General features: G+C 65.4%; 15 protein-coding genes. 5 read left to right on the top strand and 10 right to left on the bottom strand.

The features are described 5' to 3' along the window. The first annotated feature begins 35 nt into the window (after positions 1-35). The 5 genes from JJB99_RS09270 (at position 36) to JJB99_RS09250 (ending at position 6,376) form a co-directional block, all read left to right on the top strand. Positions 36-407, top strand: a complete 372-nt coding sequence (locus JJB99_RS09270) for a hypothetical protein (protein WP_200498468.1) — start codon at positions 36-38, stop codon at positions 405-407. A 427-nt stretch (positions 408-834) separates the two neighbouring features. Then, positions 835-1,482: a MarR family winged helix-turn-helix transcriptional regulator gene (locus tag JJB99_RS09265; RefSeq protein ID WP_200498467.1), complete on the top strand. Its 648-nt coding sequence runs from the start codon at positions 835-837 to the stop codon at positions 1,480-1,482. 891 nt (positions 1,483-2,373) lie between these two features. Further along, positions 2,374-3,438 carry a ketopantoate reductase family protein gene (locus tag JJB99_RS09260; protein WP_200498466.1) on the top strand — a complete coding sequence of 355 codons (1,065 nt, stop codon included), beginning with the start codon at positions 2,374-2,376 and terminating at the stop codon, positions 3,436-3,438. A gap of 503 nt (positions 3,439-3,941) precedes the next feature. Then, on the top strand, positions 3,942-4,760 hold the full coding sequence (locus tag JJB99_RS09255) for a YkgJ family cysteine cluster protein (protein ID WP_200498465.1): 819 nt from the start codon (positions 3,942-3,944) through the stop codon (positions 4,758-4,760). A 104-nt stretch (positions 4,761-4,864) separates the two neighbouring features. Further along, positions 4,865-6,376 carry an ATP-binding protein gene (locus JJB99_RS09250; protein WP_200498464.1) on the top strand — a complete coding sequence of 504 codons (1,512 nt, stop codon included), beginning with the start codon at positions 4,865-4,867 and terminating at the stop codon, positions 6,374-6,376. A 110-nt stretch (positions 6,377-6,486) separates the two neighbouring features. Here the strand turns inward: JJB99_RS09250 and JJB99_RS09245 are convergent, their stop codons facing one another. The 10 genes from JJB99_RS09245 to JJB99_RS09200 form a co-directional block, all read right to left on the bottom strand. Continuing rightward, a complete protein-coding gene (locus JJB99_RS09245; protein ID WP_200498463.1) occupies positions 6,487-7,227 on the bottom strand; it encodes an ABC transporter ATP-binding protein in 741 nt (246 codons plus the stop codon). Further along, complete coding sequence (locus tag JJB99_RS09240; RefSeq protein ID WP_200498462.1) at positions 7,224-8,063, bottom strand: ABC transporter ATP-binding protein; 840 nt, start codon at positions 8,061-8,063, stop codon at positions 7,224-7,226. Before JJB99_RS09240 ends, JJB99_RS09245 begins: the two co-directional genes overlap by 4 nt. Continuing rightward, a complete protein-coding gene (locus JJB99_RS09235) occupies positions 8,063-9,886 on the bottom strand; it encodes an ABC transporter permease (protein WP_200498461.1) in 1,824 nt (607 codons plus the stop codon). Before JJB99_RS09235 ends, JJB99_RS09240 begins: the two co-directional genes overlap by 1 nt. A 47-nt stretch (positions 9,887-9,933) precedes the next feature. After that, entirely contained in the window at positions 9,934-11,091 is a 1,158-nt protein-coding gene (locus JJB99_RS09230; protein WP_200498460.1) for an ABC transporter substrate-binding protein, read from the bottom strand. Between the two features lie 74 nt (positions 11,092-11,165). Further along, on the bottom strand, positions 11,166-11,744 hold the full coding sequence (locus JJB99_RS09225) for an alkylhydroperoxidase domain protein (RefSeq protein WP_200498459.1): 579 nt from the start codon (positions 11,742-11,744) through the stop codon (positions 11,166-11,168). Between the two features lie 15 nt (positions 11,745-11,759). Continuing rightward, complete coding sequence (locus tag JJB99_RS09220) at positions 11,760-12,359, bottom strand: CMD domain protein (RefSeq protein ID WP_200500094.1); 600 nt, start codon at positions 12,357-12,359, stop codon at positions 11,760-11,762. Positions 12,360-12,362: 3 nt separating this feature from the next. After that, positions 12,363-13,409, bottom strand: coding sequence for a putative FMN-dependent luciferase-like monooxygenase (locus JJB99_RS09215; protein ID WP_200498458.1), 1,047 nt, complete (start codon positions 13,407-13,409; stop codon positions 12,363-12,365). A gap of 146 nt (positions 13,410-13,555) precedes the next feature. Further along, positions 13,556-14,338, bottom strand: coding sequence for a MetQ/NlpA family ABC transporter substrate-binding protein (locus JJB99_RS09210; RefSeq protein ID WP_200498457.1), 783 nt, complete (start codon positions 14,336-14,338; stop codon positions 13,556-13,558). A gap of 170 nt (positions 14,339-14,508) precedes the next feature. After that, the gene (locus JJB99_RS09205; protein ID WP_200500093.1) at positions 14,509-14,691 is read right to left on the bottom strand and encodes a hypothetical protein; all 183 of its coding nucleotides are present in this window, start codon (positions 14,689-14,691) and stop codon (positions 14,509-14,511) included. Positions 14,692-14,826: 135 nt separating this feature from the next. After that, a complete protein-coding gene (locus JJB99_RS09200; protein WP_200500092.1) occupies positions 14,827-15,021 on the bottom strand; it encodes a hypothetical protein in 195 nt (64 codons plus the stop codon). Between the last annotated feature and the right edge of the window lie 14 nt (positions 15,022-15,035).

The following is a 15,035-nucleotide window of genomic DNA, read 5'->3' as shown; positions in this document are numbered from 1 at the left end:
GCAGAGACGGTCCCGCGACAAGCACCTGCGAGCGCGTGCTGCTCATTGTTTCGGCAGGCGATGCACGACACTTCCAGCGCATGCGCCTTCTTTACGGATTACATCGTGAGCACATCAGCCGTTCGGGTGAGATCGGCCGGACGGAAGCGATCGAGCCGACTATTCCACAGCTGCTGCGGGAACAACCGCCGCGTGTAATCCCTGTGAGTTCCCCGGGCGATTCCCCGGCGGATCGCACAAGTTGGTGGATCACCTGCCGGTGCACATCGGTCGTCATGTACAAGCTCGATTGGTTGGCCTTGATGACAAGACGGCAACATGCGTGCAATCAAACCGTCGTCAAGTTGCGTGCAAATAGCTTGTTTGCGCTGGGTATTGCGATCACCATCATGTGTTCTGATGAGTGAAATCGTCTTGAACGTTACAATTGCCTCAGCCGACATCCAGTCTCCGGGAGCGTCTCTACTTGATTTTGTTGAGAAGCTCATTCATCGTTTCGGCGGAACATAAGAAACGTCTGCGTGTGACTTGAACCTTTAGGGACTGCGGTTGAACAATTCCGAACCATCGTCCGCCAGTGACGGCAACTCGGGCTTGCGTTCGACGACGTCACGGTTGGCATGCCATCAGCGACGCCGCGTCTCTTCTCGCGGCTTGCGGTGCCCATCAGTCCAAATCGGGTGCCGAACAGTCCGTGCTTTCGCGCAGCAATCGGGCACGGCATACCGATCGGACATTTGGGGTGATACGGCTTCTCGCGAAGGACTCGTGTGCAATGGCGGAAGGCGGCTCCGGGGCGCCGCAGACGTGATATCCGGGGCAAGGTAGGACTTCATGCCGTTGGCACGCGAGGCGGTCGAGCTGCTGGTTCAGGCGGCCAGAGCCTGGTATTTCGAGGGCAATCAGCACGGGTTGCGCGATCGGGAATGGATGGCGCTGCGCTTTCTCGGGCGCGCCAACAGGTTTTCGCGCACGCCGTCCGCGCTCGCCGGCTTCATCGGCGCCACCAGGGCGACTGCATCGCAGATCGTGAAGACGCTCGAGGGCAAGTCGTTCCTGGTGCGAAAACCGTCGCAGGAGGACAAGCGGTCCGTCGTGCTGCACGTCACCGCGCAGGGCGAGAAATGCCTGAGCCAGCACGACCCAATCAATCACGTGGTGAATGCGGTCACAGCGCTCGGCACTGATGAGTGCATCCGCTTGCGCAATTCGCTGCGCGAGATCCTCAATCATCTTGATGCGGCCCATCAGCGGCTCGATGCCAGCATCTGCCGGGACTGCATGTTTCTCGCCGAACGCAGTCCCGGCACCAGCGCGGGCGCCGGCAAGGGGCGCGGCGCTGCCGAATTCATGTGTCGGCTGTACCGCGCTCCGATCTCGCTCGAGGAGACCGAGCTGCTCTGCACCAGTTTCGAGCGCACCCGCGACCGCCCGAAGATCGAGGGGCATCTCGATCGCGCACGCGTGGCGAGCCAGGGCTGAGGCGGGAGCGCTCGGCCCGGGCGCACGCTCAGGATGACGGTCATAGAGTTTTGCCCGCTTCATTGACTTGCACATCTCAAGCTGCAGACACGCCTTCGCATCCTCGCGGCTGGCTTCGCCCGAGCTTTGCCTGGTCATTCCACCCTCTTGAGCCAAGAGGGCGCAGGGAAGGCCGGGTGCCGGCTGGCACCCGCGGTCCGCTGCGCGAAAAGCACACGCAGGAAGAACCGCACAGCAGCATACAGGTGAAGCCCAACACACGGCCTTCCCTGCGCGATGGTCGGACGGCTTATGCCGTGCTCTCCCGGGAGCCGAGTTCTTGCTGGCCTCCCTCACCCTCGCAGAAGTCACCGGCCATCGCGCCGGTTGGCGCGACCGCCGCATCCGCCAGGGCTTGGCCGTAGCAACGACGGCCAGGACCACACGGTTTTGCCGTACGCGCGGCTCGTTGGCGCCACAGCGGCCGACGGCGTTGTGCACATTGCCATCGACATGTTGGCGCGACGAGCCTGACAGCGCCGTCCGTACGCGCGAAGCCTTACGGGCTCACGGAGAGCAATCCGCCCTGCCCCAGACCTCTCGCGCCCGACGCTGCCGCGTCCACCGCAAGCCCGGCTCGCGAACATGACGACCACACGATCGCCCCTCAAGGTGAGCCGGGATGACCCGACACATACGATAAATCCGAATTTCGGTAAAGTGGAATATTTTTGCGAGAGCGGATTGACAGCCCTCGCAGTGTTTTGCCCGTCGGGCAAAGTGCCAGCCGCAGCTCCCTTGTATGCATTATCCCAGTTGCCATCGTCCGCCACTTTGCTTTACATGCCCGCCAACCTGCCCTTGGGCCGCGGCCGGGGCCCAAAAATCACATGACATTTCCTGGGACGAAATATGGCGCGTAACATATTGATTCTCGGAGCTTCTTACGGCTCGCTGCTGGGCACGAAGCTGCTGATGGCGGGGCACAATGTGACCCTGGTCTGCCGCGCCAAGACCGCGGAGCTGATCAACCGCAACGGGACCGAGGTGCGCATCAAATTGCGCGATGAAGCCGTGCACCGGGCGATCTTCTCGCGCGACCTGCCCGGCAAGCTCGATGCGGTGACGCCGGCCGATGTCGACGTCTCCCGTTACGACATGGTCGGCCTTGCGATGCAGGAGCCGCAATACACCAACCACACGGTGCGCGTTCTCATGGTCAAGATCGCCGCGGCGAAGCTGCCGTGCCTGTCGATCATGAACATGCCGCCGCTGCCCTATCTGAAGCGGATTCCGGCGCTGGCGAACATGGATCTCGAGGAGGCTTACACCAACGCGCAGGTCTGGGAGCGCTTCGAGCCCGGCCTGGTGACGCTGTGCTCGCCCGATCCGCAGGCGTTCCGTCCGCCGGAGGAAGCCGCGAACGTGCTTCATGTCGGCCTGCCCACGAACTTCAAGGCATCGGTCTTCGCCGACGAGAAGCACAACAAGGTACTGCGCGAGTTGGAAGCGGACATCGACGCGGTGACGCTCGACGGTCACGACGTGCCGGTGAAGCTGAAGGTGTTCGATTCTCTGTTCGTGCCGCTGGCGAAATGGTCGATGCTGCTGACCGGCAACTACCGCTGCATCACGCCGCACGAGCCGCAGTCGATCCGCGACGCCGTGCACGGCGATCTCGCGCGCTCGCAGACGATCTACGACCATGTCGATGCGATTGCCCGCAAGCTTGGCGCCGACCCGCAGGACCAGGTGCCGTTCGCGAAATACGCCAAGGCCGCCGAGAGCCTGCTCAAGCCGTCGTCGGCCGCGCGTGCGGTCGCGAGCGGCGCGCCCTTCATCGAGCGCGTCGACCTCCTGGTGAAGCTGATCTCGCACCAGCTCGGCGCGCCCAATGCCGAGATCGACCGCACCGTCGAGACCGTGGACCAGAAGCTGAACGAGAAGATCGTCCAGGGCGGATCGGGCGCGCAGTAGCAGCGCGGTTCGATTCATCCTTCCCGGGGCACGTACTGGATTCATGCGCGATGACGCATGTCGCGCATCCAGTTCCGGGTGTGGCGCAATGCCAACATGACCTGACTCCACCGTTTTCGATCGCCGCCGAGCATGCCAGCTGCTGACTGACGCAATCGCACTCCATCGATCACGCGATCGTGTCGTCTCGCTCTCCATGTCGCGCGCGTGCGCATGTCACGACTGCGTGACCGCGATGCATGTCGGAGATCATATTTTGATGCGACAAGACGTCAAAGAGAGCCATTCCGGGCCAATTGTGCCAAAGCGCGACGGCGTCCTGCTTGCCATGACGCCTGCAGGCGCGCGTCCGTTCACAACTGATCCCACGTTTGCGCAAACGCCGCATGCGCGCAGGTCAATTCCTGCTTGTTGTCTCACAAAAAGGAGAAAGATAGCTTTCCTGGTCACCCATATGCGGTTGCCGGCGTCCCCGAGCGGACAAAAACAACAAGAAAAGAAAGATGGATCAGGCAATGCTGAGCGTCGTCCGCGCCGTCGAGGCGGGCGCTACGACGATGAAGGGCGTGATCGACGCCACCGGACTGTCCCGTCTGAAGATCGAACGTGCGCTGAATGCGCTGGAGAAGCAGAAGCTGCTGGCCCGCGACGGCCAGGGTTTTCGCGCAACCGGCCTGCCGAAATCGGCGCGCCCCGCCCGGCAATGCGGTTCGTGCAATGCCTGCTGCGATATCCTGGAGGTGGCTGCCGTCGACAAGCCGGTGAACCAGCTCTGCAAACATTGGCAAACGGGCACGGGATGCACCATCTACGAGCGCCGCCCGCAGATGTGCCGCTCGTTCGTCTGCGCCTGGCTGCAGGGCCATCTCGACGACGACTGGTTTCCGGCGAAGTCGGGCATCATCGTGCATTTCAGCCAGGATGCCGTGAATGTGACGGTCGATGACCATTGCCCGGATCGCTGGCGCGAGGAGCCCTATTTCGGCAAGCTCGCCGAATGGTCGCTGAACGGGATCAGGCGGATCGGAAATCGCGGCTACGCGACCCTCGTCGTCTCCGGCGCCGACCGGTTCCTGCTGCTCGGCCGCACCATCGTTCCCGAGCCGACATTGTTCGGCACCGCGTTTCTGCCGCTGACGCAGGACACGTTCCGCTTTTGGAAGGCAAGATCGCTCGAACATTTGCAGCGGCTCAACGAGCGCATCGCCGAGATCGAGCGGATCAGGCAGGAATTCGGCTCCTGCGCGATTCCCGAGAACGAGGACGACGATCCGCAGGCGCCGTATCGGCCCGCACTTCTACGGCTTTCCAATCGCGCCTGAACTCCGCCGTGGGCAACATGGCATGATTCGCCCTCTTCCGCTCGACGCGCCGCGGCCGGGTTGATAAGCCGCTGTCCGCGAATGGCGGGACTTGAGTCGAGGACATGACGGTTGCGATCGAGATGGGGCAGACCACGGCAGGCGCCGTGGCCGCCATGGACCTCGAGGAACTCTTGGCGACCCGTCTCCTGGTGCAGGGCAATTCGGGCTCCGGCAAGTCGCATCTGTTGCGGCGTCTGCTGGAGCAGAGCGCGCCCTGGGTGCAGCAGGCCATCATCGACCCCGAGGGCGATTTCGTCACGCTGGCCGAGCGGTTCGGCCATCTGGTGATCGAGGCCGAGGATCACACCGAGCGCGGCCTTCAGGTCGCCGGCGAGCGCGCGCGGCTGCATCGGGTCTCAACCGTGCTCAATCTCGAAGGGCTGGACGCCGAGAACCAGATGCGGCGCGCCGCGGCGTTTCTCGGCGGCCTGTTTGATGTGGACCGCGACCATTGGTACCCGATGCTGGTGGTGGTGGACGAGGCGCAGCTGTTCGCGCCCGCTGTGGCCGGCGACGTCTCGGACGAGGCGCGCAAGCTGTCGCTGGGCGCGATGACCAATCTGATGTGCCGCGGCCGCAAGCGCGGCCTTGCCGGCATCATCGCGACCCAGCGCCTCGCCAAGCTCGCCAAGAACGTCGCGGCGGAGGCCTCGAACTTCCTGATGGGCCGGACCTTCCTCGACATCGACATGGCCCGCGCCGCAGACCTGCTCGGCATGGAGCGGCGGCAGGCCGAAGCCTTTCGCGATCTCGAGCGCGGACAGTTCATGGCGCTCGGGCCTGCGCTGTCGCGCCGCCCGCTCCGCCTGAACATCGGCGCGACCGATACCAGCCCGCGCAATTCCACGCCGCGGCTGCTGCCGCTGCCTGAAGCGGCGCTGGAGGATGCGCGCGCCGTGATCCTGGCAGCGCCGCCGCCCGATGCCAGCCGGCCGCAGCGCCGGCCAGCGCCGGACCTGCTCGAGCAGCTCCGCGCGGCGAAGGCCGCGGCACCGGAAGCGCGCGCTGAGCCAATCGAGGTACCTGTCAGCGCGGAGGAGCTGGCGGAGCGGCGCGAGCGCGTCGATCGGACGCTTCGCGCCGTGATGGCCGAGCCCGACGCCGGCTTCCGCGCCATCGGCGTGCTCTACCAGGAATTCGTGGTCCGCTGCCGCATCGAGGGTCTCGGCGCGGCCGTGCCTGACCTCAACGAATTCCGCCGCATGCTGACGCATGCGCGCGCCGGGCTCGGCGCTGATCTGGCCGACGATGATGCCTGGCAGGACGTGTCGCTGCGCGCCTCGATCCTGCCCGACGACATGCAGGGCGTGTTCATGATGATTGCGCGCGCGGCGAAAGAAGGCTGGCCCTGCCCCGGCGACGCCGCGATCGCCCGTGCCTACGGCTCGCATTCGCTGCGCCGGGCGCAGCGGCTGCTCGGCTATATGGAGGAGCAGGGTCTGATCGTGGTCCAGCTCGATGGCGGCGGCCGCAGAATCGTGACACTGGTGGAGCTGGCCTGGGCCACCGCGCCGGGCGATCCCAATGCCGACGATCTGCCGGCGGAGCAGATGCAGAGCGCGGCGTCGGCCTGATCGTGACCAAAGGAAGTGCGCTCCCTCTCCCGCTTGCGGGAAGAGGACAGAGCCCTCACCCGCGCCTACGGCGCGACCTCTCCCGCAAGCAAGCGGGAGAGGTTGAGACCCTAAGCGGCTTCGGACCCGCCGAGATAGGCGTCGCGCACGCGGGGATCGTCCTTCAGCGCCCGTGCGGGGCCGGAGAGCACGATCCTGCCGGTCTGCAGCACGTAGGCTTCATGCGCGATCTCGAGCGCGAGGCTGGCGTTCTGCTCGACCATGAACACCGAGACGCCCTCCTGGTTGATGGTGCGGATCAGCTCCAGCACGCGGTCGACATAGAGCGGCGACAGGCCCATGGTCGGCTCGTCCATCACGATCATCCTGGGACGGCTCATCAGCGCGCGCGCCATCGCCACCATCTGCTGCTCGCCGCCGGAGAGCGAGCCGGCGCGCTGCGACAGCCGCTGGCCAAGCTTCGGGAACAGCGTCAGCATCCTGTCGAGGTCCTGCGCCACCGCATCGCGGTCGTTGCGCACGAAGGCGCCCATCAAAATGTTCTCGCGCACGCTCATGTCCGCGAACAGCCGCCGCGCCTCCGGCACCGAGGCGATGCCGCGGCGAACGATCTGCGGCGTGGTGAGCCCGAGCAGCGAGGCACCGTCGAAGGTCACGCCGCCCGAACGCGGCTTCACCAGGCCCAAAATGATCTTCATCGTCGTCGATTTGCCGCTGGCATTGCCGCCGAGCAGGCAGACGATGTGACCGCGCGCAACATTGATCGACAGGTCGAAATGGACCTGGGCCTGGCCGTAGAAGGTGTTGACATCAGACAACGTCAGCAGCGGTTCGGGTGCCTTCGCCGTCATGCCGCGCTCTCCTGCTCTGGTGTCAGGCCGTGGCCGAGATAGGCCTCGATCACTTTGGGATCGTTGCGCACCTCCTCGCCCGGCCCTTCCGCGATCTTCTTGCCTTCGTCCATCACAATGACGCGGTCTGACAGCCGCATGACCATCTCGAGCTTGTGCTCGATCAGGAGGATGGTCAGCCCTTCGGCCTTCAGCCCGGCGACGAGGCCCTGCATCTCCGCGGTCTCGGTCGGATTCATGCCGGCAGTGGGCTCGTCGAGCAGCAGGAGGCGCGGCTTGAGCGCGAGCGCACGCGCGATCTCGACGCGGCGGCGGTTGGCATAGGAGAGACTGTACGCAGGCTGGTCGATCCGCGGCAGCAGCCGCTCGCCGAACCGTGCCAGGATGGCTTTCACCTCCTCGCGCAGGCACTCCTCCTCGGCCCTGACGCTGGCGGGGCGCAGCAGCGCCAGTCCGAGCTCGAGCAGCGGCCCGATCACCGGCACGGCCGGCTTGACGGCCCGCAGGCGCGTGTGGGCGCCGATCAGGACATTGTCCATGACGCTGAGATTGCCGAAAACGCGGCCGAGCTGGAACGTGCGCGCGATGCCTTTTGCCGCGAGCCGCTCCGGGGCGAGACCCGTGACGTCCTCGCCTTCAAAGCTGACATGGCCGGCGTCGGGACGGTCGAGCCCGGTGACGAGATTGAACAGCGTCGTCTTCCCGGCTCCATTGGGGCCGATGATGCTGATCAGCCCGCCCTTGGCGAGATCGAGATCGATGGCATCGACTGCGGTGAGGCCGCCGAAGCTGCGCGTCAGGCCGCGCAGGGACAGCATGGGCGCGTGCTCCGCCATCAGATCGTTCCCAACAGGCCCTGCGGCCTGAACCGCACCAGCAGCAAGAGCACGATGCCGTAGATCAGGATGCGGTACTCCGCCGCGATCCGAAAGACTTCGGGCAAACCCACCAGCGCCACCGATCCAAGGATGGCGCCGACGACATTGCCAAGGCCGCCGAGGATGACGACGGTCAGCGCCAGGATCGATTGCTGCGTGTTGAAGGTCTCATGGTTGATGTAGGAGTAGAGATGCGCGGCGATGCCGCCGCTGACGCCGGCCGCGAAGCCGCCGAAGATGAAGGCCAGCGACTTGTAGCGGTTGAGGCTGAGGCCATAGGCGCGCGCGGCGATGTCGTCGTCGCGGATGGCGCGAAAGCTGCGGCCGAGATGCGAGGAGAGCAGCCGCCCCTGCACCAGCGCCAGCACCACCATCACAGCAAGGCTGAACCAGTAGATCGAGTTCGGACTGATCAGATCGTAGCCGAACAGCGACAGCGGCGGGATTCCGGAGATGCCGATCGGACCGCGCGTAACACTCTCCCAATTCAGGATCACCAACGACACGATCTCGCCGATCGCGAGCGTCGCGATCGACACATAGTGGCCGCGCAGCCGGAACGACGGCGAGATCAGCGTCGTGCCGAGCGCAGCACTCATCAGTCCGCCGCCGATGATGGCGAGGCCGACCGGAACGGAGAAATTCAGCGACAGCAGCGCCGAGGTGTAGGCGCCGATCGCGAGCAGCGCGGCGTGTCCCAGCGAGACCTGCCCGATCGTGCCGGCAACCAGCGTCAGGCTGAGCGCGAGCATGCCGAGCAGCCAGGCGTTGATCAGGGTCTGGAGCACATAAAAAGACACCGGGAAGAACGGCAGGACCGCGAAGATCGCGGCCGCAAGCAGCAACGCCCAGCGCGGAACGCGCACGGGCCGGCTCGGTGCAATGAAGGTGCCGGTGAGCGGCTCGGGCGGCGCCTGCCGCGCACTGGCGAACAGGCCGTTGGGGCGCAGCACGAGAACGACGACCAGCAGCAGGAAGGCGAACAGGTTGCGGTAGCTGGTGCCGAATACGGCGACGCCGTAGCTCTCGACCAATCCGAGCAGCAGGCTGCCCACCACCGCGCCCGGCACGTTGCCGGCGCCGCCGACCACCTCGGCGACAACGCCCTTGAGCGTCGCTTGCAGGCTCATCGCGGTGTCGATCTGGTTGTAGTACATGCCGACCAGCATGCCGGAGACGCCGCCGAGTGCGGCGGCGATGCCGAACACCGCCTGATTGACCCGGTTGACGTCGACGCCCATCTGCATCGCGGCGTCGCGGTCTTGCGAGGCGGCGCGCACCGCCCAGCCAAGCTTGCTGTAGCGCAGGAACACGAACAGCAACAGCGCGCTGGTGATGCCGACGCCGGCGATCAAGAGATCAAGCGGGCCGATGGTGCCGCCGCCGACCTGGAAGCGCACGTCCGGCAGCTGGCTCGGCAGCGCGCGCGGATTGGGCGAGAAGGTCAGCATCACCAGCTGGTCGAGCACGAAGCTGATGCCAATGGTCGCGAGCAGCGGCGCGATGCGGACCGAGTTCTGCAGCGGCCGCAGGCCGAACCGCTCGATGATCAGTCCCACCATCGCGGCAGATACCGCGACGACGATGATGGTCAGCGGCAGCGGCGTATGCAGCTGCACCACCGCGACCCAGCCGATATAGGCGCCCACGAGATAGATCGAGCCTTGCGCAAAGTTGATCAGCCGGCTGACGCCGAAGATCAGCGCGAGCCCGACCGCAACGAGCGCGTAGACATTGCCGACGATCAGCCCGTTGATCGTGTAGTCGAGCCAGGAAGACACGCAGGGTTCCTATGAAGGGAGGAAGGCCGGAGCAAAAACTCCGGCCGTCAGGTCGGCTTGCCGTCCCAGAGCGCGAACTGGCCCTTGCGCACGACCAGCTCGGCGTTCATGGCACCCTTGACCCGGCGGGTCGCGACATCGAACGTCGCGGTGCCGAAGATGACGCTCGGGACGTCCTTGACCTTGGCGAAGGCGTCGCGGATCGCGCGGCGATCGGTGCCACCGATCCTCACCACGGCAGCCGCCATGTTCATCGCGTCGTAGGCGTAGGCGTTGAAGGCATCGGGCTCCTGCCCGTTGTATTTCTTCTTGAAGCCGGCGATGAACTTCTGCACCTCCGGTCGCGGGTCCTCCGGGAAGTAGCGCGTGCCGACATGGACGTCCTCCACCGCCTCGCCGCCGAGCTCCAGGAATTTCGGCGAGTAGACCGAGCTTGCGGCGCAGATCACCTGCTTCAATCCGACCTGCCGGGCCTGGCGGGCGATCAGCGCGCCGTCGGAATAATACGAGATCAGGATCAGCCCGTCGGGATTGGCGTCGCGCACGCGCACCAGCGTGGAGCGGAAATCGCGCTCCTCCGCGATGTAGCCTTCGGTGATCGCGATCTCCGCACCGTACTCCTTCGCCGCCTTGACGAAATAGTCGCGGCTGGTGCGGCCCCAATCGGTGTTGAGGTGCAGCACCGCGAGCTTCTTCAGGCCGAGGCGCTGCACCGCATAGCGCGCCAGCAGCGGCTGCTCATCGGCCTGACTGACCGAGGTGCTCCACATGAAGTCGCCACCCTTGGTGAAATCGGGGTGCGAATTGGTGAAGCCGAACTGCACGAGGCCGGCGCGCTGATAGATGGGGGAAGCCGCCATCGAGGCGGGGCTCGAGAAATCGCCGAGCTCCATGACGATGCGGGGATCGGAGACGAACTTCTGGGCGATTGCGACCGACTGGCGCGGATCGCTCTGGCTGTCCTCGAATTGGTATGCGAGCTTGCGGCCGTTGATGCCGCCGGCAGCCATGATCTCGTCGAGCGCGAGATCAAAGCCCTGCTTCCACTGCGCGCCATATTGCGCATTCGGGCCGGTCAGGGGACCGCTGACGCCGAGCAGGATCGGCTCGGAGGTGTCAGCGAAGCCGGCGCGCGAAAAGGTGGCGCCCGCCATCATGGCGACGAGCGAGCCCTTGACCAGGGTACGGCGATCGATGTTGCTCATGCACGGCTCCATTCACTCAGTATTGATACAGGCAGCGTTAATACAAGCAGCAATTCCTGTGCCGGCGAGATTGCCTATTTCGAGGGCTCGCCGAGTGACAGCATCAGCCGGTTGGCCCAGTTGAAGAACGAGGCGCCGTTGATGACATCGACGATCTCGGCGTCATCGAGGCCGGCTCGGCGCAGCTCCTCGATGTTGCTGGGACCAAACGCGATCGGCGTCGCGGCCAGCGCCACCGAGGCCTTGACGATAGCATTCCAACGCTCGCCGAGGTCGGCCTTGATGCCCTCATCCAGTAGACGCTGCACGTCCTCGCGGCGCTTGGAATAGGTGCTGGCGAACCGCGCATGGACGGAGGCGCAGTAGATGCAGCCGTTGTAGCGCGAGGTCGCCGCGGCGGCGAGCTCACGCTCGGCGCGCGGCAGACCGTCGGCGACATTGTAGAAGATGTCCTTGTCGGTCTTGGTGCGGGCTTCCAGCACCTCGGGATCGCGCACCAGCAGGCGGAAATAGTCCGACTTGGCGCGGGCGCGATCGACGAGGCCGTTGAAATGCCGTTCGGTCAGCTCGGCTTCCGGCAGCGGATCGATCCACGACACCCAGCCGAGCTCGTCCTGGGTGAAGGCGACGGGGGGATTGACGGTGGCGCTCATGATTGCGGCCTCCTCTTAGGCGTTCACTGCTGCAAGCGTGCGCAAGCCGCTGACGACGCGCACCTGAAACGACAGGAACGCGACGAGCTGGGAGAACGTGACGATGCCGGTGTTTGACCAGCCGGCGTCAAGCAGCGCCTTCATGTCGGCGGACGCGGCATCGCGCGGCCGGAACACCAGCAGATGCGCATGCTCGAACGCCGCGGTGAGCCGGGCGCCGAGGACCGACTTGTCCTCCGCGCTCACGCGGTAGATCAGGCCGGCCATATTCTCCGGCGACAGGGGTCCGGCCGGATACGCGCCGTACGGGCCCGAGGTCTCGCCGCGCGCGATTTCGGCCTCGACGACCTCGATGAGGCGGGCACCGTCGGCCGTCGCCGCGAGCTTCGCGCGGTAGAAGGCGGTGACATTGGGCTCGCGGTGCAGGCCGATCACGAAGAGCGCGACCGCCGCGCGTTCCACAAGCGAGAATTCGCTGGCGTCAATCGGCTCGAACAGCGCGAGATAGCTCTTCTGCGCGTTCTCGCGCGCCTGAAGACGGCGGGCGCGAATGGCGTCCAGAGCCGAGCCCGGTTTGATTCCGGCGAGCGTGTCGATGATATCCGTCGTACTCATCATTCAACCTCGTGCAACACGTTGATGCCCGTCGGCCGCCGCCGCGCGGACCCAGCCCAGCGCCGGTGCGACCTTCTCGGCGACCAGCTCGATCGAGCGCAGGATATAGGGATGCGGCGCATCGACCGAATGGGCCTGGAAGACCAGATCGGTCACCCGCTCCAGCGTCGCGTCGGTGCGGAGCGAGACGATGACGTCGTCGGCCGCGCCGACATGAGTGTCGAAGGCGATGATCATTTCCTCCAGCGTTTCGCCCGGCGGAAGGTGACCGCTCTTCATGAACTGCGGCAGCGCGCGCCGTAGTCCGATGTCGGCAAGGCGCATCGCCTCGGCGCGGTCGTCGGCGACGAAGACGCTGCGCGAGGCCATGATGCGAGGCTCGGCCCCCTTGGGCAGCGCTTCGAGATAGGCATCGATGATCGGGTTCTGGATCTCGGCGAGCGTGGCATTCGGCGCGTCCTTGGTCCGCGGCTGGGTGCGCGACAGCAGGAGGCCATCGCCCGCCCTGCCGGCGCGGGCGCCGCCGGCGACCGAGAATGTCGCCTGCCAGATGCGCTTGTCCAATTCAGGACGCTGCGGATAGAGCGTGTCGCCGCCCTCAAGCTGCTTGCCGACGAGGGCCGTGCGGACGATTTCCAGATTACGGGCAAAGATCTCGTTGCGCTGGGTGCTGTCGAGGCCGAAGGCGGCAAAAGCCGACGGGTTGCCGCCGGTGCCGACGCCGAGCTCGAAACGGCCGTTGCAGAGAAGGTCGAGCACCGCAGCGTCCTCCGCCACCCGCACCGCATTCTCCAGCGGCAGCGTCACGATGCCGGTGCCGAGGCGGATGCGCGAGGTCTGGGCTGCGACATAGCCGAGAAAGGTGAAGGGCGACGGCAGGCCGCCTTCCCGCTCGTGAAAATGATGCTGCGCGATCCACGCGGAATCGAGACCCGCCTGCTCGGCGCGCACGATCTGCTCGGCGGCAAAGCGGTAGCGGTCGGCGGGCGGCGCCTCGTCGAGGAGGCGCGTGAAGAACCCCAGTCGTTTCAGGTTTGCGAAGCGTTTCATGACGACCCCTGCCGGGCGAGGATAGGCCCCGATGATGTCGGTTGCCGCAGCTCCAGACAAGCGGTCATTGCGCAAGACTCATACGCAAGGCTCACACGCAAGGCCGCCCGCCGGGGTCGGCCTTGCGCCGAAGCTGGGCAGATCGCCTACCAGCTCGGCAGCACCGCGCCCTTGAACTTGGTCAGGACGAACTCCCTCACCTCCGGCGTGTGGTAGCTGTCCACGAGGGCCTTGACCCAGGGCTTGTCCTTGTCGGCGCTGCGCACGGCGATCAGGTTGACATAGGGACCCTTGGGGTCCTCGCGCAGGATCGGGTCCTTGACCGGATCGAGGCCCGCCTGGGTGGCGTAATTGGTGTTGATTGCGGCGGCATCGACGTCGTCGAGCGCGCGCGGCGCCTGCGCCGCATCGACCTCGATGAATTTCAGCTTCTTCGGATTCTCGGTGATGTCCAGCACCGTCGGCTTGAAGCCGGTGCCATCCTTCAGCTTGATCACGCCCTTGTCGCGCAGCAGCAGCAGCACGCGGCCGCCATTGGTCGGATCGTTCGGGATCGAGACCTTGCCGCCGTCAGGGATGTCGGCGAAGGTCTTGTGCTTCTTCGAATAGACACCGATCGGGAAGTTCACGGTGAGCGCGACGGACTCAATCTTGTAGCCGCGGTCGGCCTTCTGGTTGTCGAGATAAGGCTGGTTCTGGAATGAATTGGCCTGGATCTCGCCGGCATCGAGCGCGGCGTTCGGCACGACGTAATCGGAAAACTCGATGAGCTGGATGTCGAGGCCTTGCCTGGCGGCGATCGGCTTCACGGCTTCGAGGATCTGCGCATGCGGACCCGGCGTCACGCCGATCTTGATGGTCTCGGCGCTCGCGGTAGCCGACCAGGCGGCAAGCACCGCCGAGAGGATCAGGGGGAGGCGAAACGACATCTTGGTCTCCGTGGAAGCTGCGAAACGACTGGAACCGTATTCGCTGCTCCGCCGGGCGAAATCAATGAAATGGAAAACCATATTGGCTGCCGCTGGCGGCAACACCTTCTCCGCGGGGCGCCCGATGGGAAACGAATTCGCGGGCGGCGACCGCGCCTGCCGTAATGGCGTCAGCCGCGCGCGCTGTCCACCAGCAGATTCCAGATCCGTTGGGTTTCGCAGGTGGTGCGGACGTCGGGCTTGGCCTCCGAGTCCGACTGCGAGCGGTCGCCGGCCGACTTGACGTCAGGCGGCGCGATCCATCGCTCAGAGATCGGGTCGTACCATTTGCCGATAGTCGTTCCGATAAACATGTCGCTCACGAAAGTCACCTCGAGCCCGCTGTATCGATTGCGCGCCCTGCTCGCTCGCATCAGACGCAACGTTCGATAGGAAAACGAGGTTCGCTTGCGAACGTTCCCGGGATGACGAACCGCCGGCGCGGCGCTTCAAGCGGGCTTGACCGGGTGCTGTGTGCGCGGATGACGCGCGTGCAGCAGCCGCGCGAGGTCCTCGCGTTCGCCATCGCGCTCTTTCATCGCGGTCTCGAACAGCGCCTCCTGGATGTCGCGGGGCATGTCGCCCCACACGTCCATCGCCGCCCGCCCGAGCAGCCGCGCAAAATGGTCTTCGCCCTCGCTCATCGGCGTCTCCATAT

The sequence above is a fragment of the Bradyrhizobium diazoefficiens genome (assembly GCF_016616235.1).
Classification (GTDB): Bacteria; Pseudomonadota; Alphaproteobacteria; order Rhizobiales; family Xanthobacteraceae; genus Bradyrhizobium; species Bradyrhizobium diazoefficiens_H.
Note: the sequence above shows the minus strand (reverse complement) of the source record. Positions and strands in the feature narration are given on the sequence as shown.

Excerpts from the sequence above, each read along its gene's own strand:
- JJB99_RS09265 (WP_200498467.1), top strand. The coding sequence starts at position 835 with ATGCCGTTGGCACGCGAGGCGGTCGAGCTGCTGGTTCAGGCGGCCAGA.
- JJB99_RS09260 (WP_200498466.1), top strand. The coding sequence starts at position 2,374 with ATGGCGCGTAACATATTGATTCTCGGAGCTTCTTACGGCTCGCTGCTG.
- JJB99_RS09255 (WP_200498465.1), top strand. The coding sequence starts at position 3,942 with ATGGATCAGGCAATGCTGAGCGTCGTCCGCGCCGTCGAGGCGGGCGCT.
- JJB99_RS09250 (WP_200498464.1), top strand. The coding sequence starts at position 4,865 with ATGACGGTTGCGATCGAGATGGGGCAGACCACGGCAGGCGCCGTGGCC.
- JJB99_RS09245 (WP_200498463.1), bottom strand. The coding sequence starts at position 7,227 with ATGACGGCGAAGGCACCCGAACCGCTGCTGACGTTGTCTGATGTCAAC.
- JJB99_RS09240 (WP_200498462.1), bottom strand. The coding sequence starts at position 8,063 with ATGGCGGAGCACGCGCCCATGCTGTCCCTGCGCGGCCTGACGCGCAGC.
- JJB99_RS09230 (WP_200498460.1), bottom strand. The coding sequence starts at position 11,091 with ATGAGCAACATCGATCGCCGTACCCTGGTCAAGGGCTCGCTCGTCGCC.
- JJB99_RS09225 (WP_200498459.1), bottom strand. The coding sequence starts at position 11,744 with ATGAGCGCCACCGTCAATCCCCCCGTCGCCTTCACCCAGGACGAGCTC.
- JJB99_RS09220 (WP_200500094.1), bottom strand. The coding sequence starts at position 12,359 with ATGAGTACGACGGATATCATCGACACGCTCGCCGGAATCAAACCGGGC.
- JJB99_RS09215 (WP_200498458.1), bottom strand. The coding sequence starts at position 13,409 with ATGAAACGCTTCGCAAACCTGAAACGACTGGGGTTCTTCACGCGCCTC.
- JJB99_RS09210 (WP_200498457.1), bottom strand. The coding sequence starts at position 14,338 with ATGTCGTTTCGCCTCCCCCTGATCCTCTCGGCGGTGCTTGCCGCCTGG.
- JJB99_RS09205 (WP_200500093.1), bottom strand. The coding sequence starts at position 14,691 with ATGTTTATCGGAACGACTATCGGCAAATGGTACGACCCGATCTCTGAG.
- JJB99_RS09200 (WP_200500092.1), bottom strand. The coding sequence starts at position 15,021 with ATGAGCGAGGGCGAAGACCATTTTGCGCGGCTGCTCGGGCGGGCGGCG.